At 68.4% G+C, this 23,011-nt stretch carries 15 protein-coding genes; 8 read left to right on the forward strand and 7 right to left on the reverse strand.

From position 1 onward, the window contains the following. The first annotated feature begins 125 nt into the window (after positions 1-125). The 3 genes from recC to recD are packed head-to-tail and all read left to right on the forward strand — an operon-like array spanning position 126 to position 9,024. Positions 126-3,476: an exodeoxyribonuclease V subunit gamma gene (recC, locus tag AC5P76_RS12015; protein ID WP_253118418.1), complete on the forward strand. Its 3,351-nt coding sequence runs from the start codon at positions 126-128 to the stop codon at positions 3,474-3,476. Next, a complete protein-coding gene (recB, locus tag AC5P76_RS12020) occupies positions 3,473-7,147 on the forward strand; it encodes an exodeoxyribonuclease V subunit beta (protein ID WP_495222758.1) in 3,675 nt (1,224 codons plus the stop codon). Before recC ends, recB begins: the two co-directional genes overlap by 4 nt. Further along, positions 7,144-9,024, forward strand: coding sequence for an exodeoxyribonuclease V subunit alpha (gene recD, locus AC5P76_RS12025; protein WP_253118420.1), 1,881 nt, complete (start codon positions 7,144-7,146; stop codon positions 9,022-9,024). Before recB ends, recD begins: the two co-directional genes overlap by 4 nt. Before the next feature lie 47 nt (positions 9,025-9,071). Here the strand turns inward: recD and AC5P76_RS12030 are convergent, their stop codons facing one another. The 6 genes from AC5P76_RS12030 to AC5P76_RS12055 form a co-directional block, all read right to left on the reverse strand. Then, positions 9,072-9,470, reverse strand: a complete 399-nt coding sequence (locus AC5P76_RS12030; RefSeq protein WP_053517252.1) for a hypothetical protein — start codon at positions 9,468-9,470, stop codon at positions 9,072-9,074. A 94-nt stretch (positions 9,471-9,564) separates the two neighbouring features. Then, positions 9,565-11,604, reverse strand: coding sequence for an FUSC family protein (locus AC5P76_RS12035; RefSeq protein ID WP_253118421.1), 2,040 nt, complete (start codon positions 11,602-11,604; stop codon positions 9,565-9,567). Positions 11,605-11,607: 3 nt separating this feature from the next. Beyond that, positions 11,608-13,059: an efflux transporter outer membrane subunit gene (locus AC5P76_RS12040; RefSeq protein WP_164151435.1), complete on the reverse strand. Its 1,452-nt coding sequence runs from the start codon at positions 13,057-13,059 to the stop codon at positions 11,608-11,610. After that, positions 13,056-13,973 carry an efflux RND transporter periplasmic adaptor subunit gene (locus AC5P76_RS12045; protein ID WP_053517256.1) on the reverse strand — a complete coding sequence of 306 codons (918 nt, stop codon included), beginning with the start codon at positions 13,971-13,973 and terminating at the stop codon, positions 13,056-13,058. The genes AC5P76_RS12040 and AC5P76_RS12045 overlap by 4 nt, the downstream gene beginning before the upstream one ends. Further along, positions 13,970-14,179 (reverse strand): DUF1656 domain-containing protein, encoded by a 210-nt coding sequence (locus AC5P76_RS12050; protein WP_053517257.1) that lies wholly within the window; start codon positions 14,177-14,179, stop codon positions 13,970-13,972. Before AC5P76_RS12050 ends, AC5P76_RS12045 begins: the two co-directional genes overlap by 4 nt. Positions 14,180-14,284: 105 nt before the next feature. Further along, complete coding sequence (locus AC5P76_RS12055) at positions 14,285-14,740, reverse strand: MarR family winged helix-turn-helix transcriptional regulator (RefSeq protein ID WP_065174050.1); 456 nt, start codon at positions 14,738-14,740, stop codon at positions 14,285-14,287. 633 nt (positions 14,741-15,373) lie between these two features. Here AC5P76_RS12055 and folE point away from each other — a divergent pair. From folE to AC5P76_RS12075, 4 genes are all read left to right on the forward strand, one after another. Next, positions 15,374-15,985 (forward strand): GTP cyclohydrolase I FolE, encoded by a 612-nt coding sequence (gene folE / locus AC5P76_RS12060; RefSeq protein ID WP_004141296.1) that lies wholly within the window; start codon positions 15,374-15,376, stop codon positions 15,983-15,985. A gap of 112 nt (positions 15,986-16,097) precedes the next feature. After that, positions 16,098-17,567 carry a DUF3375 domain-containing protein gene (locus tag AC5P76_RS12065; RefSeq protein WP_053520046.1) on the forward strand — a complete coding sequence of 490 codons (1,470 nt, stop codon included), beginning with the start codon at positions 16,098-16,100 and terminating at the stop codon, positions 17,565-17,567. Then, positions 17,554-18,255 (forward strand): DUF4194 domain-containing protein, encoded by a 702-nt coding sequence (locus AC5P76_RS12070; protein WP_053520047.1) that lies wholly within the window; start codon positions 17,554-17,556, stop codon positions 18,253-18,255. Before AC5P76_RS12065 ends, AC5P76_RS12070 begins: the two co-directional genes overlap by 14 nt. Before the next feature lie 16 nt (positions 18,256-18,271). Further along, entirely contained in the window at positions 18,272-21,652 is a 3,381-nt protein-coding gene (locus tag AC5P76_RS12075; RefSeq protein ID WP_065176260.1) for an ATP-binding protein, read from the forward strand. A 105-nt stretch (positions 21,653-21,757) separates the two neighbouring features. On the opposite strand, the gene AC5P76_RS12080 is transcribed toward AC5P76_RS12075, so the two are convergent. Next, positions 21,758-22,537 carry a sulfite exporter TauE/SafE family protein gene (locus tag AC5P76_RS12080; protein ID WP_053520049.1) on the reverse strand — a complete coding sequence of 260 codons (780 nt, stop codon included), beginning with the start codon at positions 22,535-22,537 and terminating at the stop codon, positions 21,758-21,760. An 81-nt stretch (positions 22,538-22,618) separates the two neighbouring features. Here AC5P76_RS12080 and AC5P76_RS12085 point away from each other — a divergent pair, with 81 nt between their 5' ends. Further along, positions 22,619-23,011: a YchJ family metal-binding protein gene (locus tag AC5P76_RS12085; protein WP_253118422.1), complete on the forward strand. Its 393-nt coding sequence runs from the start codon at positions 22,619-22,621 to the stop codon at positions 23,009-23,011.

Consider the following 23,011-nt stretch of genomic DNA (forward strand, 5'->3'; position numbering starts at 1 on the left):
ACGGTGCAGTATTGTGGCACGGCAGGGCCCCGGGCAGGTCGGGACAATCGCCGGGCGACCCGGAACAATCCGTGCCGGTGACAGGTTTGACCATTGAATACTGCCAGCCGTGCTGCACACTGTGCATGATGAGTGACCCGGGCAGCGACTTCCGCCTCTACCATTCCAACTCGCTGGATGTGCTGGCCGCGCTGCTGGCACGCAACGTCCGTGCGCCGATGCCAGGGCAGCCGCTGCTCGCACCGGACGTGGTGCTGATCCCGCAGGTGGCGATGCGGCGCTGGCTGCAGGCGACATTGGCCGCCGAATACGGTGTCGCCGCCAACCTCGAATTCCTCACCCCGGGTGAGTTCGTCGCCCGTGCGCTCAACGCCAACGTCGATGGCGAAGCCGACGATCTCGATGCTGCCGGCCTGCACTGGCGGCTGTACCGGGCGCTGCGCGATCCGGCGCTGCTCGGGCAACCACCGATGCGCGCGCTGCAGTCCTATCTTGCCGGCAGCGATGGGCTGAAACCCTGGGCCCTGGCCGGCGAGCTGGCGTCGGTGTTCGAGAAATACCAGGCCTGGCGGCGCGACTGGCTGCTGCGCTGGGAGGCCGGGGCCGACCCGGCCGATCCCCAGGCGATCCTGTGGCGCGCCGTTGCCGGTGGGCATGGCTACCGCGCGCGCCGCATCCAGACCTACCTGGACCGCTTCGAGGGCGCCGGCCAGCCATTGCCGCAGGGGTTGCCGCCGCGCATGTCCGCATTCGCGACGCTCAACATCTCCCCGGACGTGCTGCGGGTCATGGCGACCCAGGCGCGGGTGGGCGAACTGCATTTCTACCTGCCCACCCCGGTGCAGTCGTACTGGGGCGACCTGCAGACCCTGGCCGAGCGGCTGCGCAGCGGCGCTCCCGATCCCTTCGGCGAAGCGGCGGGAGAAAACCGCCTGCTGGAAGCCTGGGGCGCAGCCGGCCGCGACTTCATGGCGGTGCTGGGCAGCTATGAAGTGGTACACCCGGCCGGTGAGATCGCCGCCTACATCGACCCGGAAGACGACGCGCGGCCGACGATGGCCGACGGCGGCCTGTCCGACAGCCTGCTGCACCGCCTGCAGCGCGATCTGTTCCACCGTCGGGCGCTGCCGTCCGGCGAACTGCGTGATGGCCTGGCCGGCGATGATCCCAGCCTGCAGGTGCACGCCTGCCACACCCGCCTGCGCGAACTGCAGGTCCTGCACGACCAGCTGCGTGGCCTGCTTGAGGATGACCGCTTCGACCCGCCGCTGCAGGCCCGCGAGATCGCCGTGCTGGCGCCGGACATCGATCCCTACGTGCCCTACCTGGAGGCCGTGTTCGGTGGCCGCGGTGGCGAGGACGACCACATTCCCTACGCGTTGGCCGACAGCAGTCCGCTGGCGGGCGAACCGCTGGCCGATGTGTTCGTGCACCTGATTGGCCTGCCGGTCTCGCGGTTCGGCCTGAATGAAATGCTGGACCTGCTGGCCAGCGCGCCCTTGGCCGAGGCAGCCGGACTGGACGCGACCGACTTCGACCGCCTGCATGGCTGGCTGCAGCAGGCGGGCGCACGCTGGGGGCTGGATGCGGACCATCGCGCCCAGCACGGCGCGCCACCGGATGATGCCTACACCTGGCAGTTCGCGCTGGATCGCCTGCTGCTGGGCCATGCCACCGGCAGCGATGCCGACCTGGCCGGCGTCGCGCCGTGGACCGGGCTGGAAGGTGGCGCGCTGGATGCGCTGGACCGCCTGCTGCGCCTGCTGCGGGTACTGGCCGCCTACCAGCGCCGTCTTGGCGAGACGTTGACTCCGGCGCAGTGGCGGCAGCGCCTGCTGTCGCTGCTGGATGCGCTGCTGCCGACCCCGCCCGGCTCACCCAACAGCCAGCGCGCGCTGGAGCGGCTGCGCAAACTGCTCAACCAGTTCGCCGAAGACGCGGACAAGGCCGGCTTCAGCGACGGGGTGCCTCCCGAAGTGATACGTGCGCATTTCGCCTCCGCCCTGGCCGAAGCCGACACGCGTGCACCGCTGCTGACCGGCGGCATCAGCTTCGGCCGCATGGTGCCGATGCGATTGCTGCCGTTCCGGGTGATCTGCGTACTCGGCCTCAATGATGGCGATTTCCCGCGTCGCGATCCGGCGGCCGGCCTGAACCAGCTCACCGCCGAACTGGACACGCCCCGACGCCGCCCGGGCGACCGTTCCACCCGCGAGGACGATCGCTTCCTGTTCCTGCAGCTGTTCGCCGCCGCACAGGACGTGTTCTACCTCAGTTACCTCGGCGCCGATCCGCGCGATGGCAGCGTGCGGGAACCGTCGGTGCTGGTCAGCGAGCTGATCGACGCCGTGGCGGCCTACCACCTCGATCCAGCCGCCGCCGCCGCGGCATTCACGGTCCGCCACGCGCTGCAGCCGTTCTCCCCCGCCGCGTTCGGCGATGGCGACCCGCGTCGCTTCAGCTACCGCCGGCAATGGCATCCGGCAGCCGGTCGCCTGGCCGGGCAGCGTGGCGGGCTGTCGCCGTGGTTCGACGCGGCGGCGCTGCCGCCGCCGGTCGAAGCTGCGGTGGAAGAGGAGCTGTCTCTGGAAAGCCTGCGCCGTTTTCTGTGCGATCCGGCTGGGCAGTTCCTGTCGCAGTCTCTGGGCCTTCGACTGGCCGATGAGGTCGAGGACGTCGTCGATCTGGAGCCGCTGGTGCTGTCCGCGCGAGGGCCGGACACGCGCAGTGTGCAGGCCGCGGTGGTGCGTGCCACCCTCACCGGCGATGACGACCCGCTCTACCCGAGGCTGCGCGCACGTGCGCTGGTGCCATCCGGCGCGCTGGGCGAGCGGCAGTTCGAGGTGGAACAATCGAAGACCCGTCCCTATGCCGACGCAATGCTGCGCTGGATGCAGGGCGTACAGCCGGAAAGCCGCCGCTATGAGGTCCAGATCGACGGCGTGCGCCTGCACGGCCGGGTTGCCGATCGCCATCCCGGCGGTCTGGTGCGGCTGCGCGTGGGCACGCTCAACGGCAACGCGGTGATCCGCCAGGGGCTGGACTGGCTGCTGGCCAATGCTGCAGGCGACGCGTTGCCGCTGGTCCAGTTCCACGACGGTGGTGACGCCGGTCAGGGTCCGCACGTCCTGCCGGCACTGTCCGTGCCCGCGGCACGGGCCGCCCTGCGCGCGCTGCTGCAGCTGCGCCGGCGTGGCCTGCGTGAACCATTGTGGTTCGCTCCCTACACCGGCTGGGTGCTGTATACGACCAGCGGTGAGAAACAGCGCAGCGAGGGCTGGAAGCAGTGGCATGGCAGCGACCGCAGCTGGGGCGAATCCCGCAGTGACGCCTGGCAGTTGCTGATGCGCGGTGCCGATCCCTTCGCAGACGATGCCCGGTATGCCGAGCTGCTGCACAACAGCCAGGTGGTGTTCGGCGCGCTGCGCGAAGGCCGCGTGCCCGGCGCCGGTTCACATACAGAGGTCACCGGATGAACGCTACCGTGGCAGGCAGCCCCATCGAACATCCCGGTATCGACCCGTATCTCGCACTGCCCCTGGATGGCGTCCGCCTGATCGAAGCCAGTGCCGGCACCGGCAAGACCTTCACCCTGGCCACGCTGTTCACCCGGCTCGTGGTCGAGCAGGGCCTGCGTATCGGCCAGATCCTGGCGGTGACCTTCACCGATGCCGCGACCCAGGAACTGCGCAAGCGCATCCGTGAGCGACTGGCGCTGGCCGCGCGGATGGTCGACCTGCCTCCGGGCGACGGCGAGGCACCCGACATGCGGTTGACCCGGCAGATCCTGTGGCGCCATCTCGATGCCGGCAATGAGAGCGCGGCGGCGCTGAAGCGTCGCCTGCAGGTCGCTGCCGACGAAATCGATCTGGCCGCGATCTTCACCATCCACGGCTTCTGCACCCGCGTGCTGCGCGAGCACGCACTGGAGAGCGGCCACACCTTCGATCCTCCGGAGCTGCTGACCAGCGACCGCGAGCTGATGGAGGAACTGGCGGCTGACCTGTGGCGCGTGCACGCCAACGATCCGGCCACACTGGAGCCGCTGACCTTGTTGTGGTCGAGCCCGGACGCACTGGCAGGCGACCTGCGCGCGCTGCTGGCCGCACCGCCGCTGCATCCATTGCCATTGCCGACGCTGCCGGACGATCCGCGGCCGCGGATGCTGCAGGCCGCGCAGGTCCTCGCGTCCGCCATCGACTCCGGTCTTGATGCGGCCCGTGGGCAGATCGCCACGGCGTTCGAGAAGAAGGTCTTCGATGGACGTCGTGCCAAGCGGCCGAGCTTCGACAAGGCATTCTCCACCCTGGTCGCCGGGCAGGCCGGCGCGGACTGGTCACGCGATGGAAAACTCCATCTGGAGAAGCTGCTGCCCACTTCGATGCAGGCGCTCTGCCGGGACGATCAGCAGGGCGCATGCCCGGATGCACCCCTCTTCGACGCATTGCAGGCCTGGTGGGATGCCGCCGACGTGGTCATGTCGTGGCTTCGCCAGCGCGCGATCCGCTTCCTGCACGCCCTGCGCGCCGAAGCCGCGCAGCGACTGGCCCTGTTGAAACAGACGCGACGGGTGCAGACCTACGATGACCTGATCGACGGCGTGGCGCTTGCCCTGCAGGGGCCGCAACGGCTGACGCTGGTGCAACGGCTGCGCGCGCAGTACCGCATTGCCCTGGTCGATGAATTCCAGGATACCGATGACCGTCAATGGGGCATCTTCCACACCCTGTTCGGCGATTCGCCGGAGGTGCGCGAACTGGGACTGGCGCCAGCGCTGTTCCTGATCGGCGATCCGAAGCAGGCGATCTATGGCTTCCGCGGCGGCGACATCCATACCTACCTCAAGGCCAGGCAGGTTGCGCAGCCTGCGCCGGCACTGGACCAGAATTTCCGCTCGCGGCCTGCGCTGCTGCGCGTGCTGCAGATGCTGTACGACAACGGCGGTGAGGACGCCTTCCTCGAGCGTGACATCCGCTTCGAGCCGGTGCGGCCGGGCGGCGTACGTGCAGATGCGGATTACCAGCGTGATGGCCATGCCGCCGCAGCCCTGACCCTGCGCGTGCTGCGCAGCGGCGGTGACAGGCCGCTGGCTGCCGATGCCTCCCGCGAGGCAGCGACGCGGGCGTGTGTGGCCGCCATTCACCAGGTGCTGGTGGACGCGCGCGCCGGCAGGGCCCTGCTGCGTGGTCGCCCGGTGCAGCCGGCTGACATCGCCGTGCTGGTGCGTTCGCATCGCGAGGCCACGCTTGTACAGCGTGCGCTGGCGGCTGTTGGAGTTCCCGCGGTGGCAGCCGGCAGGCAGAGCCTGTTCGCCACCAGCGAAGCCCGCGACCTGCGTGCGCTGCTGCTGGCCCTGCTGCAACCGGCTGACGAAGGCCGCCTGCGTACCGCGCTGGCCACCGTGCTGCTCGGCCAGCCTGCCAGTGCGATCGCAGCGATGGAACGCGAAGGCGACCTGCAGCGGGGATTCCAGGCGCAGCTGCTGCACTGGCGCGAACGATGGCAGCGCGGCGGCCCGTTCGCGGTGATCGCCGACGTCTGCGCCGCACAGGGCGAACGCCTGCTGGCGCTGATCGATGGCGAGCGCCGGCTGACCAATTACCTCCAGCTCGGCGAGCTGCTGCAGGAGGCGTCGGCACAGGCGCTGGGCATGCATGGCCTGCTGGACTGGCTGCAGGGCCGGATGGCCAGCGCCGACCAGGACGATGAGCAGCAGCTGCTGCGCCTGGAATCGGACGCGCGCCGTGTGCAGATCATCACCCTGCACAAGAGCAAGGGCCTGGAATACCCCTTGGTGTTCCTGCCGTTCGTGGGCATCGAGCGCGGCGCGAACAACAGCGCTGCACACTGCACCGTGCATCTGGACGGCGAGCGCCAGCTGCACTGGAAGCTGGACAGGGACGAGGTGTGGGACGCCGTCAGCCGCCAGGCGCGGCACGAACAGCAGGCAGAGGACGCGCGCCTGCTGTACGTCGGCATGACCCGAGCCGAGCACGCGCTGTGGATCGCCATCGGTGACCTCGCCGGTCTTGCCAGGACCCCACTGGCGCCATTGCTGGGCGACCTGCAGGCCCTGCGCGGGTGCGCCGATGTGCAGGTCGACGACAGCGAGCCGGTGGCGCAGCTGCCGCAGCTGGCGGTGGAAATGGACGGCGAACTTCCGGCAGTGCGCACGCAGGCGCGTCGCGTGCCCCACGACTGGTGGGTATACAGCTTCACCCAGCTGGCCCATGCCGATGCCGGCAGTGGCAGTGACATCGAGGCGGCCGCCACCGAACTTCCGGCGCCGGCGGCCGACGAACCGGTTGGCGCGGAGCTGCCCCTGGAGCCCGCGCTGCCGGATCCTGCCGCGACCGAAGAGGCCGCGCCGGTCGACCCGCGGTTCATGGGCAGCCGCTTCGGCAACGTGCTGCACGAAGCGATGGAGAACGTCGACTTCGCCGCATGGGGCGCCTGGCAGCCTGGCCAGGAAGCGCCGGAAGGCCAGGCCGCCGTGCTGCGCAAGGCATTGCGCGAAGAGGGCTATGCAGATGCGGACCTGGATGACGGCATCGCGGTGCTGGTGCCACTGGTCGGCCAGACCCTCATCGCGGAGCTGCCGGAGAGCGGCGCGCTGTACAGCGTGCCCGCGCAGGATCGTCGTGCCGAGATCGACTTCCACTTCGCCATCGAGCCGACCGCTGTGCCGGCGCTGCTGGATGTACTGCATGCCCATGGCATCGCCAGCGCGCGCCGGGGCTTCGGCCAGCGCCGCCGGCTGGAAGGGCTGATGACCGGCATGATCGACCTCACCTACGTGCGCGATGGCCGCTGGTACGTGCTCGACTACAAATCCAACCGGCTGCCGGGCTACAGCCCCGACCTGCTGGCCATCGCCATGCGCCACAGCGAGTACGACCTGCAGGCCCTGATCTATACTGTCGCGCTGCATCGCTGGCTGCGCTTCCGGCTGGGGGCGGCCTACCGCTACGAACGCGACATGGGCGGCATCCGCTATCTGTTCTGCCGCGGCCTGGATGGCACTGGCAATGGTGTCTACACCGATCGTTTCCCGCTCGAACTGGTGGACGCGCTCGATGCGTTGTTCGCCGGAGGCAGGCAGGCCCAGGCCGAGCTGGCGGCACGCGCGCTTGGAGCCAGCGCATGAGCCTGCTCAGGGATCTGTACCGCAATGGCCAGCTGCGGACGATCGACCACGCCTTGGCGACCGGCCTGCAGCGCCTGCGCACGGACACCCCGGAGGACGTGGCCCTGGCGGCGGCCCTGGCCTCGCTGGCGGTATCGCTGGGGCATGCCGGTTTCGATCCGGCGCAGCCGCAACGGCTGCTGGAAGGCGTATCCGCCTGGCCGGCGCAGCAATCCTGGATCGAGCAGCTGCGCGCCTCGCCCTGGGTCGCGACCCCCGGGCGCGCCGATGCTGTCGCAGATGACGCCCCGCTGGTGATGGAGAATGGCCTGCTGTACCTGCGCCGCTATCGCGAGTACGAGCGGCAGCTGGCGGCAGGCCTGCAGCGCATCGGCGGCCATCCGCTGCCGGCGCCGGATCTGCCCGCGTTGGCGCCTCTGTTCGCACGGCTGTTCCCGCAGGCCCGGGATGCCGAGGATCATCAGGCGCGCGCGGCAGGCGTGACCCTGCGTCATCCCTTGGCGCTGGTGACCGGAGGACCCGGGACCGGCAAGACCACCACCATCGCGCGCCTGCTGCTGTTGCTGGCTGCGCAGGCAGCGCATGCCGGCCAGCCACCGCCGAAGGTGGCCTTGGCCGCACCGACCGGCCGCGCCGCAGAGCGGATGGCTGAAAGCCTGCGTCTGGCCGTGCAGCGGTTGCAGGAGGACGGCCTGGACCCGGCGCTGTGCGCCGCATTGCCTACCACCGGTACCACGCTGCATCGCCTGCTGGGCGTCATTCCCGACTCGCCCCGTTTCCGCCACCACGCCGATAATCCGCTGCCGCTGGATGTGGTGGTGATCGACGAAGCGTCGATGATCGATCTGCCGATGATGGCCAAGCTGGTCGATGCCATCGCCAGCGGCACCCGCCTGATCCTGCTCGGCGATCCTGACCAGCTGCCCTCGGTCGAAGCCGGCGACGTGCTGGGCGCGATCCTGCGAGCCAGCGGTGATGGCATGGGCACGCGCGTCGATGATGCACTGGCGTTGCAGGGGGTGTTGGCGGCACCGGCATTGCAGCCGCCGGCGCCGGTCCATGCATTCACCGGTCGGCGGGTGCAGCTGCAGCGCGGTTACCGGCAGAGCGACGCATTGGATCTGGCACCGTTGGCGCGTGCCGTCCGCGATGGCGACAGCGTCACCACGCTGCGACTGCTGCGCAGTGGCGAACTGTCGGGAGTCCGCTTCCACGAAGGGGAGCCGGATCCGCTGCGTGACCAGCGTGAGCATCTGCTGGGCCGCTGGCGTGCATTGGCCGATATCCAGGACCCGGTCCTGGCACTGCAGCAGGCCGGCCGCCTGCGCGTGCTGACCGCGCTGCGTGAAGGGCCGCAGGGAGCCCGTGGCCTCAACGAGCGGATCGAACAGCTGCTGGCCGGCACCACCCCGGGCTACTTCCAGGGGCGCCTGCTGCTGGTAACCGAGAACAGCTATCGGCATCGCTTGTTCAACGGCGATGTCGGCATCTGCCTGCGCGACAGCACGGGCGCGATGGTGGCGTGGTTCCCCGGCGACACCGCCGATCAGCCGCGCGCCTTCCATCCGGCCGCATTGCCGGCGCACGAGAGCGCGTTCGCAATGACCGTGCACAAGGCACAGGGCTCGGAGTTCGATGAGGTCTGGCTGCAACTGCCACGGCAGGACAGTCGCGTGCTGTCGCGCGAGCTGATCTACACCGGGCTGACCCGTGCCCGCCAGGTCCTGCATGTGGCGGCCAGTGCCGACGTGCTGCAGGCCGCGCTCAAGCGCCATGCCAGTCGAATCGGCGGCCTGGCCTGGCGGCTGGGTGCAGAAGAGGTGGCCGAACAACCAGCGCGCATGGAACAGCCCACGGTGCAGGGCCAGTTGTTCTGAACCGGGGTCGGATCCCCTTCCCAACGGGAACGGGATCCGACCCGGCGTCATTCCGCGATCAGCACCAGGCCATCGGGGAACACGATGGCCGCTTCATCGGCACTGACATCAAAGAAGCCCACCCCGTGCTCCTCCGCAAGGTCCTGTACCCGGCCATGCGCACGCTCGGCCACGGAGTAGGCAAACGCACCGTAGATGACGTGGCGGCCGATGCTGTAGTCGGTGACCTCGGCGCGATCGTCCTCATCGTTGCTCAGCGGACCATTCAAGGGCGGGAACTCCTGTGCCATCGCGGCGAACCAGCCCTGCAACGCCGGACTGCTGACCACCGGATCGTCGTACTCGTGGTTCTCGCCCCAGGCGGTCTGCTTCTCGAACCAGGCGATGAACGCTGCCGCCTCACGCGGGGCGACGCTGGCCTCGAACACCATCATGTCGTAACTCATTGAACCGTCCTGTTGTCGGGGCGAAAGGCCGCCGGGCATGGCCCGGCGCTACGGGGTAGCGATGGTAGCGCCGGGCCATGCCCGGCGGATCGCATCACATGGACGGCGATTCAGCATCCGCCAGCCCCGGCGCCAACGCTTTCGCCTCTGGGAACAGGGCGAAGCGCAGGCCCACCAGGCCCATCAACGCCTCGTCGCGTGCCTTGCAGGCCGCCACGCTGCCGACCCGCCCCAGCGAGGCATCCAACCGCTCGCGCAGCGTCTGATCGGCGGTGATCGGCCGGCGTGCCGCGACCTGGCGCCGATAGTGCGCGGCAATCTCCTGCAGGATCTGCTCAACGGCCTCGCGGCTGCGGTCGGGCAGTTCCAGCCGGGCACGCCGCAGCTGCAGGATGTTCAGGCCGATGCGGGCTTCATTGAGCATGTCCACCGACGCGATGTCGCTGCCTTCCGGCGTCGCCGCCAGCCGGGGGGCCAGCAGCCCGAGCAGGTCGAGCATGCGCGCGGCGAAGCGCTGCCGGTCCTGCTGTCCGCGGCCTTCGGCCGCTTCCGCCAGGGTGGTCCAGCCTTGCCGGACCAGCCGCCGCGCGGTCCATTCGGCACCTACCGAGCGGAACAGGCGGGTCATCACCACCGCAAAGCCGATGCCGATGAACATCGCCACTGACGAGTTCACGAACGTCTGGATGTTGGCGCTGTAGGTGTTCTGCAGGCTGAGCAGCGCGGCCAGATTGACCGTCAGCGGCAGCGCAAACAACGCACTCTTGGGGTGGTGCAGCAGCAGGCCCAGCGGCAGGAACGCCACCGCCAGCACCAGTGCCAGCAGTCCGAAGTCGTGAACGGCGGGGAATACACCGAACAGGTACACGCCTGCGACCAGCGAAGCCACCATCGCCCACACCAGGAACGAGACCATGCTCGGTGCCGGATCATCCTGTGCCGCGAAGAAGGCCGCCGTCACCGCAGCCATCATCGCGCCGTTGCCACCGCCTTCCCAGCCCAGCGCGATCCACAGCACGCAATAGCCCATCAGCGCCACGCCGGCGCTGAGCGCCGAGAACAGCGCCATGCCGTAGTCGACGTGCCTGTCGGCCGCGACCCGGTCGGTGCGGATGCGATAGTGCGCGCGGTCCAGCGGCGCGTTGCCGTGGTCGATCGCCTGCTGCAGCGTGCGGCAGTCCTGCCACAGGTCTACCAGCTCTTCCAGCCGCAGCAGCAGGCTGGCCAGCTGCAGGTGCTGCAGGTCGCGGTCCACCTGCGGCTTCACTGCGCTGATGCGCGCACGCAGGCGGGCGTAATCACTGGCACTGGCCGGTTGCTGCAGCCATTCGTGAATGTCGTCGATCACTGCCGGCAGCCCATCGGGCAGCGACTGGCCATTGCTTCGCAGCGCACTCAGGCGATCGGCAATGGAGGAAAGCACCGGCAACAGCAACAGCATGCGCTCGCGCAGCCGCTCCATGGAGACCGCCGCGCCGGTGTGGCGCGGATCATCGCGGCGCAGGAACTCGATCAATGCCTCGAACTGCACCAGATCGGCGGCCAGGCGGTTGCGCGGTGCATGCGCGCGGCCTCGCTCCAGGATCTGCCGGCACCACTGCGCCGCATCCTCCATCCAGGTGCCGATGCGTGCGCGCAGCATCGGCCGCACCGAAGCCGGGAACAGCAGCGAGGCGAACAGCACCGCCACCACCGTGCCGAGGATGATCTCCTCGCTGCGTGCCACGACCGTGTCGAAGATCGTCTCCGGCGAGGTCACGGCGGGGAAGCCGATGAAGGCGGTCGTATAGCCGGCGAGCAGGAAGGCATAGCCGCGCGGGCCGCGGTTGAGCAGGGCCAGGAACAGGCAGCCGGCCAGCCAGAACGACATCGCCGCGCTCAGCAGCAGTGGGGTTTCCACCAGCGCGGGCAGCACCAGCAGTGTGGCCAGGCCGGCCACCAGGGTGCCGACGATGCGGTATACGCCCTTGGCGCGGGTTGGTCCCAGCAGCGGCTGGCTGACGATGTAGACCGTACCCATCGCCCAGTACGGGCGCGACAGGTTGCCGGCCATGGCGATGTACAGGGCGGCGATCGCGGCCAGGTAGGTCTTGATCGAGAACAGCCACGCCTGGCGATCGGTCACGGCGTTCATCACTTAGTTCGCCGTGGCCCGTGGGGCGGCCGTCGCCTGCCAGCCACCGCCGAGCACCAGGAACAGGTGGATCTGATCGCGCGAGACCTGTGCTTCGGCCGCGGCCAGTGTGGCATCGCTGGTGGCCAGGCTGCGGTCGGCGTCCAGGCTGGCCAGGTACGGTGTCCGCCCACCCTGGTAAAGCCGGCGGTTCTGCTCGGCTGCCAGCGCGGCCTGTTCCTGGGCGATGCGCAGCGACTGCAGTCGGCGCAGGTCCTGTGCGTAGCGGTCCAGAGCGGTCTGCGTCTCACGCAGTGCCTGCAGCACGGTGTGGTCGAACTCGGCCAGCGCCGCATCGGCGCCCGCTTCGGCAGCGTGGATGCGTGCATGGCTGCCCGATGACGGCAGCGTCCACGAGATCAGCGGCCCGATCGACCACTGCTGGGTCATGGGCTGGCCGAAATCTTCCAGCAGGCCGGCGGCGCCGATCGAAGCCCCCAGACGGATGTCCGGATAGAGTTCGGCGGTAGCCACGCCAATGCGCGCGGTGGCCGCGGCCAGCCTGCGTTCGGCCTGGCGCACATCCGGACGACGCTGCAGCAGCGCACGGCCATCTCCGACCGGCAGCGGTTGCGTCAGCGACGGTGCCTGTGCGCAGTCGATCACCCCGGTCGGCAACTGGCCGGGGGTCTGGCCGAGCAGGGCGGCCAGGGAGTATGCCGCCGCCGAGCGCTGCGCGCGCAACGGCGGCAACGCGGCCTCCAGCAGGGCGACCTGGGCATTGGCACGGGCCAGTTCCGGCGGCGTGCCGCGGCCGGCCGCGATCAACCGCTCGGTCACCGAGCGGCCGCGCTGCTGCAGCTGCAGCGAATGCTCGGCCACGTGCAGTTCGTGATTGGCGTGGCAGATCTCCAGATAGCTGTCGGCCACCTGTGCGACAACGCTGACCTGGGCCAGGTCGCGCGCCGCAGCGACTGCCTGCTCGTCGGCCCGCGCCGCTTCCGCACCGCGCTTGAGCTTGCCGAACAGATCGAACTGATAGCTGACCGCGAACTTGCCATCGGCCAGGTTGATCACCGGCAGTTCGTGTTCCTGCAGGAACGATTCGGCCGACAACTGCGCGCGGCTGACGCCGGCCTCGGCCTCGTACTCGAAGCCACCGGCGTCCAGTGCCTGTTCGTACACGGCCGCCGCGCGGCGCAGGTGGGCATCAGCGGCTTTCAACTCAACGTTGTCGCGCAGCGCCTGGCTGATCAGGCCGTCCAGCACCGGATCGTCGTACAGCGACCACCAGCGCGCCGGCAGCGGCTGGTTGGCGGCGATCTGCGGGTTCTGCGTATCGATGAACGCCGCATTCGCCTCCGGGCGCTTGAATGCCGAGCCTTCCGGTAGTGCATAGTCGGGACCAACGGTCCTGCACGCGGCCAGGCTGGCCAGTGCGACGATCAGGCCGAGGCGGGACAGTGCGGTATTCACAGGCGGCCCCGCGTCGGCGTGGGGCCGGCCTTGCTGTCATCCGCGCGGCGGCCGGTATCCACCGTCACGGTGGCGGTGCGGCCGGCGATCAACTCAACACCCGCGGGAAGATCATCGATGGCAATCCGCACGGGAATGCGCTGCGCCAGCCGCACCCAGTCGAATGCGGGTGTGACGTTCGGCAACAGGCTGCTGCCGTTGCTGCGGTAGCGGTCCTCGATGCCGGCGGCGATGCTTTCCACATGTCCCTGCAATGGCCTGGATTCACCCATCAGGCGGATGTCCACGCGCTGCCCGGGCACCACACCCTGCAGGCGGGTCTCCTCGAAATAGCCATCGATGCGGAATGAGCCGGTATCCAGCAACGCCAGTACCGGTTTGCCGGCCACCACGTAGTCTCCGACGCGCAGCGTACGGTCGTTGACCCGGCCGTCTGCCGGTGCGCGCACTTCGGTGCGGCCCAGATTGAGTTCGGCCAGATCGACTGCGGCCTGTGCCGTGGCCAGCGCGGCCTGTGCGGCCTGCAGCTTGGCCCGGCGCACTTCGGCGTCCTCGGCAGCGACGAGGTCCTGCAGGCTGCGATCACGACCGATCTCGCGCTTCAGCTGGGCCACCGACGCCTGGCGCTCGGCCAGGCTGGCCTGTGCCTGCTCCAGTGCGATGCGGTAGCGCGCACGGTCGACCACGAACAGCAGGTCGCCCTTCTTCACCGCCTGGTTGTCGGCGACGTTCACCGTCTCCACCAGGCCGGACACATCCGGCGCCATCTGCACCACGTCCGCGCCGACATGGGCGTCACGGGTCCAGGGCTCGTCCATGTAATAGACCCACAGCTGGCGCAGCACCAGCAGCGCGACGATCACGGCGGCACCGGTGAGCAGCACCGGCAGGGACTTCTTCACGATCTTGTTCACGATTGCATCCAGCGCAGAAGGTGGAAAAGCAGGCCCAGCACGATCCCGTACAGCGCCAGGTTGAACAGCGCCGGGTGCCAGACATGGCGGTAGGCACCGGCGCGTTGCAGCAGCGCGTGCAGACCGCTGTTGAGCAGATAGGCCAGCAGCATCAACCCGAGCAGGGTCGGGACGAACACTCCGTGGAGACTGAATTCACCAGGCATCGGTAGGGCAGGGCAGATGGGGGAGGGGAGGAACAACGGCACAACAACAACGGGTGACTGCCGCTGGCGTGGCAACGGCAGCGGCGGCATCCGGGGACATCGGTCTCACGTGATGCGGTCGGCGGCCTCGGCCAGCAGGCGCCATGCCTTCAGCACGGCGTGCAGTTCATCCATGGAAAGCGCGCCGAACACGTCCTGACGCAGGTCGATCAACTGATCTTCAAGTTCCTGCACCAGCGCCTGGCCGGCCTCGGTCAGCCACAGCAGGTTGGCGCGACGGTCGCTTGCATCACTTTCACGGCGGACCAGGTCGCTGGCACAGAGCTTGTCCAGCAGGCGTACCAGCGAAGGCCCCTCCATGCCCAGCTGCTGGGCCAGGGCGACCTGGCGGATGCCGCCGCCGGAGCGGCCGATCATCAGCAGGGGCATGGTGCAGGCGGTGGAGATCCCGTAGCTGCCCAGCCGGCTGTCGGCCAGGCGCTGCCACTGCCGCCCTGCATACAGCAGGCCGGAGCTGAGCTGCATCTGCAGCACGGTGCGCTCGTCGAGGGGGCGGTCCATAGATAGATAGGATACTACTAATTTCATTCCTATCAATAGTATTTGCTGAATGGGCGCCCCATTGCGGTAGCGCCGGGCCGTGCCCGGCGGGCTCTGTGGACGGGGCACCATGCCGCTCGCCGGGCATGGTCCGGCGCTACCGCAGCACGTTCCGGGGTCATGAGCGTCGGCCTGCGACCCCGCCTGCCGGCGCGCGATGAACCGTCCCCACAGGACGACCCACCCCCGGTCCTCCGCCACCCGCCCCACATCCCGCGAACGCGGTGGGTTGGCTCCTTAAAGGCAAGAGCAGAAGCAGTGCGGACCAACGGTCCGCACCCACCAGGGCAGCGGCGCGCGGCTTCCGAAGCCATGAACCCCCGCTTTTGACACCGCTTTCGGGGGGGGCGGCCGCGCCAGCAGGAAACTGTCGGAGAGGGGGGAGGGGCAGGCCGGGCAGGACCGTCCACGGCATGGATGCCGTGGCCGAGCCTACAGGGACGTACTTGCGGCGTGTCCTGCCCGGCCTGCCCCTTCCCCCTCTCGCTCAGCAGCCACGAGGCGCCGGAAGAACCCCCGATGAACCATCCCCACGGGACGACCCCCCCCCCGGTCAGGTACGATGCTCGCCCCCCGTTCGGGACGCTGTACGCAATGAGCAAGAACAACGAAAAGGCCGCCCCGCAGGGCGACGTGACCCAGGACCAGGCCGAGGATGCCGTGCGCACCCTGCTGCGCTGGGCCGGAGAGGACCCGTCCCGCGAAGGCCTTCTGGACACCCCCCGCCGCGTCGCCGAAGCCTATGGCGACTGGTTCAGCGGTTACCGCGATGACCCGCGCGCCTACATGGAGCGGACCTTCGAGGAAGTCGCCGGTTACGACGAACTGATCGTCCTGCGTGACATCGAGTACGAGAGCCACTGCGAGCACCACATGGCGCCGATCATCGGCCGCGTGCATGTCGGCTACCTGCCGGCCGGCAAGGTGGTGGGCATCAGCAAGCTGGCGCGCGTCGTCGAGGCCTATGCCCGCCGTTTCCAGGTGCAGGAAAAGATGACCGCGCAGATCGCCCAGTGCATCCAGGATGTGCTGCAGCCGATCGGCGTCGGCGTGGTCGTCGAAGGAGCCCACGAGTGCATGACCACCCGCGGCATCCACAAGCGTGGGGTCAGCATGGTCACCTCCAAGATGCTCGGCAGCTTCCGCGACGATGCGCGCACCCGCGCCGAGTTCCTGCGCTTCATCGAAGTGGGCGGCAAGCGCTGAGCCGCTTCTCCGCGTATCGCCGGCCCATGGTGGCCGGCCTGCCCACGGCTGTCCCCGCGACGGCCGTGCGTGGCTGCCCGCAGCCGCCTGTCTTTCCCAATCCTCTCGCTGCATGAAGCATCGCGAACGCATCTCCCGCTACCGCCACCTGCGCGAACAGCCCCAATGGAAGCTGCTTGCCGCCGACCACGCGCCCGAAATCATCGGTCTGCTGCAGAGCCTGCTGATGGACGGCGAACGCACCTTGCCGTCCTCGGTGCTCAACGAGCGCCTGCAGCGCGCGCTGGACCAGCTCAATGGGGACGAACTGGCCCGTGACCTGCCGCGCACGGCGCAGGCCTACATCGCACACTGGCTGTCCCAGGGCTGGCTGGAGCGGCGGTTGCCCGAGGGTGCCGACCAGGAGCAGTACGAACTGTCGACCCAGGCCCTGCAGGCGATCCGCTTCGCCGACAGCCTCGAGCAGGCGCGCGTGGCTGCCACCGAGAGCCGCCTGGCACTGGTCATCGAACAGCTCTCGCAGCTGGCTGCACAGACCGAATCCGACCCCGACGCACGCCTGTCTGCGCTGCGCGACGAGCGCGACCGCATCGACGCCGAGATCGCGCGGGTCAGCGCCGGTCGTGTGGTCGCCCTGGACGGCAAGCGTGCACTGGAGCGCGCCCGCCAGATCATCGGTCTCGCCGACGAGCTGACCGAAGACTTCCGCCGGGTGCGCGACGGCTTCGAGCAGCTCAACCGCGAGTTCCGCGAGCGCATCATCGATGACGAAGGCGAACGTGGCGATGTGCTGTCGCAGCTGTTCGAGGGCGTGGACGTGATCGGCGAAAGCGATGCCGGCCGCAGCTTCCAGGCATTCTGGCGCCTGCTCAATGATGCCGAGCAGAGCGCGCAGCTCGATGCCGCGCTGGAAGCCGTGCTGGCACGCGGCTTTGCACGCCGCCTGGATCGCAACGAGCGCAACTTCCTGCGCAGCTTCACCAGCACCATGCTTGAACGCGGCGGCCAGGTACACGATGTCCTGCAGAATTTCGCGCGCAGCCTGCGTGGCTTCGTGCAGAGCCGCGGCTATCTTGAACAGCGTCGCCTCAATCAGCTGCTGAAGCAGGCCCAGTCCGAAGCGCTGGCCCTGCGCGACGAGTTCCCGGCCCAGCGCACGATCGGTCGTGACCTGCAGTTGACGACCAGCCGGCTGCGTTCGTGGTCGCAGTGGAAGCTGCACGACCCCCGCAGCGCCCAGGTCGATGGCAATGTCGAGTACAACGACGCGGCCAGCATCAGCCTGGAGAGCGTCGGTGATCTGGTGGCCTCGTCCGAAATCGATTTCCGCACCCTGCGCCGCGACCTGCACGACCTGCTCGATGCACAGCCGCGGCTCAGCATCGCCCAGGCGCTGTCGCAGCGCGAAGCGCCGCAGGGCCTGGGCAGCGTCATCGGCTACCTGTCGCTGGGCACGCGCTTCGGCAGCGTGGTCGCTGGCGAACAGGAGCTCGCCGAATGGCGTGGCGGCGACGGCCAACTGCGCCGCGCACGCATCCCGCTGGTTTGGTTCACCCAGGAGAGACGCCATGAGCTGGCATGAAGACCCCATCGAAGCACCGTCTGCCGACCAGGCCGAGGACGCCTACGAGGCCGAGCCGGCGATGCTCGAAGCGCAGCCACGGCGCGGCAACAGCGTGTACTACCTGGGTGATACCGGCCGCCTGCCGCTGGATGCCCGGCGCGCGCTGTGCCAGCTGCTGATCGGTCCCAGCATCGACCAGCTGCGCCACGCCAAGCTGTGGCCGGCACTGGTCCGCAGCGAGGCGGGCATCCGTTCAGCGCTGTCCGACCTGTTCCTGGAACTGGTGCTCGACCGCGAAAGCGGTGTGGCATTCACCCGCCAGGCCGACACCGAAGACGTCGATGCACCGGTACTGCTGCGGACCTCGCCGCTGACCTTCATTGACTCGGTGCTGTTGTTGTTCCTGCGCCAGCAGCTGGCTGAGGCCGACGCGCGCGGCAACCGCGCGGTGGTCGCCGACGCCGAGATGGCCGAAGCACTGGCCATCTATGAGAAGAACCTGTCCACCGACCGCGCCGGCTTCAATCGCCGCGTTGCATCGGCCGTGCAGAAGATGAAGGACAACCACATCCTGACCCGTCTGAGCGGCCAGGACGACCGCCACGAAGTCTCGCCGGCGCTGAAGCTGCTGTTCTCCGCCGAAGACGTGTCCCAGCTTTCGGCAGTGTACCGCCAGCTGCGCGAAACCCCGGCCGCCGAAGCCTGAGAGACCCGAACACCGCATGGCCATTTCCAAGCACACCCCCGCCCTGTTCAATGAAGGCCTGCCGGACCCGCGCCTGCAGCAGTTCCGCATGCGCCGCCTGCAGGTGCACAACTGGGGCACCTTCAACGGCCTGACCGAAGTACCGATCGCCGAGCGTGGCTTCCTGTTCGTCGGCCGTTCCGGCTCGGGCAAGTCGACCCTGCTCGATGCCATGTCCGCGCTGCTGACGCCGCCGGCCATCGTCGACTTCAACGCGGCCGCACGCGAAGCCGAGCGCAGTGGCCGCGACCGCAACCTGGTGTCCTACGTGCGCGGCGCGTGGGCTGACCAGCAGGACAGTGGCACCGGCGAGATTGCCACGCAGTACCTGCGCAAGGGTGCGACCTGGACCGCACTGGTGCTGGAGTACCGCGCCGGCGACGGCCGCGTGGTCAGCCTGGTGCGCCTGTTGTGGATCTCCGGCAACGGCACCTCGGCCGGCGACGTGCGCAAGCACTACATGATCGCCGAGCGTCCGTTCGACATCGCCAAGGATCTGGGCGGCTTCGATCTGGACCTGCGCAAGCTCAAGCAGAAGCTGGCCGACGTCCACCACTTCGACACCTTCTCCGGCTATGCCGAGCGCTTCCGCGACCTGCTCGGCATCGACAACGAGATGGCGCTGCGCCTGCTGCACAAGACGCAATCAGCGAAGAACCTGGGTGATCTCAACGTCTTCCTGCGCGACTTCATGCTCGACACGCCGAAGACGTTCGACGCCGCCGAGCGCCTGGTGAGTGATTTCGCCGAGCTTGACGGGGCCCATCAGGCGGTGGTCACCGCCCGTCGCCAGGTGGAGACGCTGTTGCCGGCGCGCGCCTATTACGCCGATCTGAAGGAAATGCACCGGCAGCGCGGTGACGACGAGGCGCTCAAGCTGGGCGTCGACAGTTTCCGCGAGAGCCGCCGTCAGGCGCTGATCGAAGCGCGCCTGCGCGAGATGGACGTGCGTGACCGTGGCCTGCTCGGGGAAGAGGCGCAGCGCCGCGCTGCGCTGGACAACCACAGCGAACGCCTGGCCGAGCTGGAACTGCAGCGGCGTCAGCAGGGCGGCGAGCGCATCGAAGAGCTGGAGCGCGAGCAGGGCCGCGCCGAAGCCGAGCGCGATCGCCGCAAGGCCAAGCGCGACCAGGCGCAGGAAGCCGCACGGAAACTGCAGGCCGAACTGCCCGACGATGCCCATGGCTTCGCCGAACTGGTCGAGCGTGCGCAGAACGAACTGCAGGATCGCCAGCGCGCTTCGGCCTCGCTGGACGATGCCATCAGCGAGCGCCTCGGTGGCAAGCGCGATGACGAGCGTCGCTTCGCTGAAGTACGCCTCGAACTTGACGCGATGCAGCGCACGCCCTCCAACATCCCGGCGCCGATGCAGAAGCTGCGTGCACGGTTGGCGGAAGAGACCGGCATTTCCGAAGTGGCGTTGCCGTTCGTCGGCGAGCTGATCCAGGTCCGCTCCGAGGAACAGGGCTGGCAGGGTGCGATCGAACGCGTGCTGGGTGGCTTCGCGCTGTCGCTGCTGGTTGACGACAAGCACTACAACGCGGTTGCCGACTGGGTGAACCGCACCCACCTCGGCATGCGCTTCACCTACTACCGCGTGCGCCGCAACGACGAGGCGTTCGCCCGCGAACCATCGGCGAAGTCGCTGCTGCACAAGCTGGAGCTGCGCGACCACGTGTTCGAGAGCTGGCTGCGGCGTGAGCTGGGCAAGCGATTCGACTACGAGTGCGTGGATGCCAGGCAGCTGCGCAACGTCGACCGCGGCATCACCCGCGAAGGCCAGGTCAAGCATCCGGGCGACCGCTTCGAGAAGGACGACCGCAGTGCCGTGGGCGACCGCCGTCGCTGGATTCTCGGTTTCAACAATCACGACAAGGTCGGTGCGTTCGAACGCGAGGCGCAGGAACTGGCCAAGCGCATCGCCAGCTGCGAGACCGACATCGCGAGCCTGCGTGGCCAGCGCGATCGTGACAACGAGCGCCGCCTGGCCTGCCACGAGCTCGCGGGTATCCAATGGAACGAGATCGACGTCGCCGCGCCCCAGCAGCGCCTGACCGACATCGAAGCCAGCCTGCGCGACCTGCGCGAAGGCAATGCCGACCTGGCCAGGCTGGCACAGCAGATCGACGCCGTGCGCGCCGACATCGAGCAGGCCCGCCGCACCTATGAGGATGTCCGCGTCGAGCGCGGCCAGCTGGTCCGGGAACGTGACCGCCTCGACCGCGCGCGCCAGCAGAGCCGCGCGCTGGTGCTGCCAACGCTGGCCGAAGCGCAGGAGAGCGGCCTGGCAGAGCGGTTGCAGCAACAGGGCCCGCTCAGCCTGGAAACGCTGGAAGCGCACATGCGCCAGGTCAGCAACGCGCTGAACGAACAGTTGTCGTCCTCGCAGCAGGACCTCAACCGTATCGAAAACCAGCTGGTCGGCTGCTTCCGCCGCTTCATCCAGCAGTGGCCGGAAGAATCCGGCGACTTCACCGCATCGGTGGCGTCGGCCGAGGACTTCCTCGCCCGCCTCGACCGTCTCGAACGCGATGGCCTGCCGCAGCATGAGGAACGCTTCTTCGATCTGCTGCAGAACCAGAGCAAGAACAACCTGCTGGCCCTGCAGCGCCACAGCGCCGAGGCCCGCAAGTCGATCGGCCAGCGCCTGGACGAAGTCAACGCCAGCCTGGAGCAGGTGCCGTTCAACCGGGGCACCCTGCTGACCATCGAATTGAGCGACCGCCGGCTGCCGGAAGTGCTGGAGTTCCAGCTGCAGCTGCGCGAAGTGCTGTCGCAGCAGCAGACCGAGCAGCGTGAACTGGCGGAGTCACAGTTCACCGTGCTGCGCCAGCTGGTCAACCGCCTGGGTTCGCAGGAAGGTGAGGACAAGCGCTGGCGCGAGCTGGTCCTGGACGTGCGCATGCACGTGGAGTTCATCGGCGTCGAACTCGATGCGGAAACGCGCCAGCAGGTCGAGATCTACCGCAGCGGCGCCGGCAAGTCCGGTGGCCAGCGGCAGAAGCTCGCCACCACCTGCCTGGCCGCAGCGCTGCGTTACCAGCTCGGCGGCGCTGACAGCCAGCTGCCCAGTTACGCGGCGGTCGTGCTCGACGAGGCCTTCGACAAGGCCGACAACGAGTTCACCGCGCTGGCGATGAACATCTTCGACAACTTCGGTTTCCAGATGGTGGTCGCCACGCCGCTGAAGTCGGTGATGACCCTGGAGCCTTTCATCGGTGGTGCTTGCTTCGTCGAGATCAGTGGCCGCCACGATTCGGGCGTGCTGCTGATCGAGTACGACGAAGAAGGAAGGCGCCTGAAGCTGCCCGAGCGCAGCCGCCAGCAGGCCAATGAACCGGAGGAAGCCGAAGCCTGACCGCCTCGGGCAATCCACCTGTAGAGCCGAGCCATGCTCGGCTGCTCTTCGCGACCTGAAACAACGTGCCAACCAAGGTTGGCACCTACCATTTCATAACGTCCCTCACGAACCGCGGAACGTATCCCACGCCATCCGCGCGATCAGCACCACCACCAGGCCCACGAACAGTTTGCGGATGAACGGCGTGCCGCCTTTCAGTGCCAGCCGCGTGCCGACCACCGAACCGATGATGTTGGCTGTGGCCATCGGCAGCGCGAACAACCACAGGATGTTGCCGGTCGGCACGAAGAACGAGATCGCCGCCATGTTCGTCGCCAGGTTCACGACCTTCGATGCGGCCGACGCACGCAGGAAGTCCAGGCCGAAGAAGCGCACGAACAGGAAGATCAGGAAGCTGCCGGTGCCCGGGCCGAAGAATCCATCGTAGAAGCCGATCGCAGCGCCGATCACCAGCGCGATGGTCAGTTCGCGCCGGCCGATCTCCTGCGGCCGGTGCAGCGCGCCGAAATCCTTCTTCCACAGGGTGTAGGCCAGCATCGCCACCAGCAGCACCAGCACCAGCGGCCGCACGGCATCCTTGGGCAGCAGGCTCACCGCCGTAGCCCCGGCGAACGAGAACACGAATGCCGTGCCCGCGGCGAACAGTACCGGCTTCCAGGGGAACCGCACGTTGCGTGCATAGCGCCACGCCGCCGCCGCCGTGCCGAACATCGAACTGAACTTGTTGGTACCGAACAGCATCGCCGGCGTCTGCTGGGGCAGCACGGTGAACAGGCCGGGCAGCTGTACCAGTCCCCCTCCACCCACGGCAGCATCGACCAGGCCGGCAATGAAGGCGATCACCACCAGCCACCACAACTCGGGGGGAACCAGTTCCAGCACGGGGATCATTCAATGTGGGGGCGCGACAGCATACGCCTATCGCCGATGGATGCCCGACGTGACTCGAGCGACAATACCCCCATGAGCCGAAACCCTGCCGATTCCTGCCCCTGTGGCCTCGCCACGGACTACGCCGACTGCTGCGGCCGCTTCCATGCCGGCGAGCCCGCACCGGACGCCGAGCGCCTGATGCGCTCGCGCTACAGCGCGTACGTGCGTGGTCTGGCCGACTACCTGCGGGCCACCTGGCATCCGGCCACCCGTCCCGCCGAACTGACACTGGGCGAGGCGCCCGGCCAGCGGACGCACTGGCTTGGCCTGACCGTCCACGAGCACCAGGTGAATGGGCCCGACCATGCCGAAGTGCGATTCACCGCCCGCTACCGGGTGGGCGGCGGCAGTGCGGTGAAAATGAACGAGCGCAGCCGGTTCGAGCGCATCGACGGACGCTGGTACTACCTCGACGCGATCTGA

The sequence above is a fragment of the Stenotrophomonas sp. YJH_SMC_36 genome, assembly GCF_059369935.1.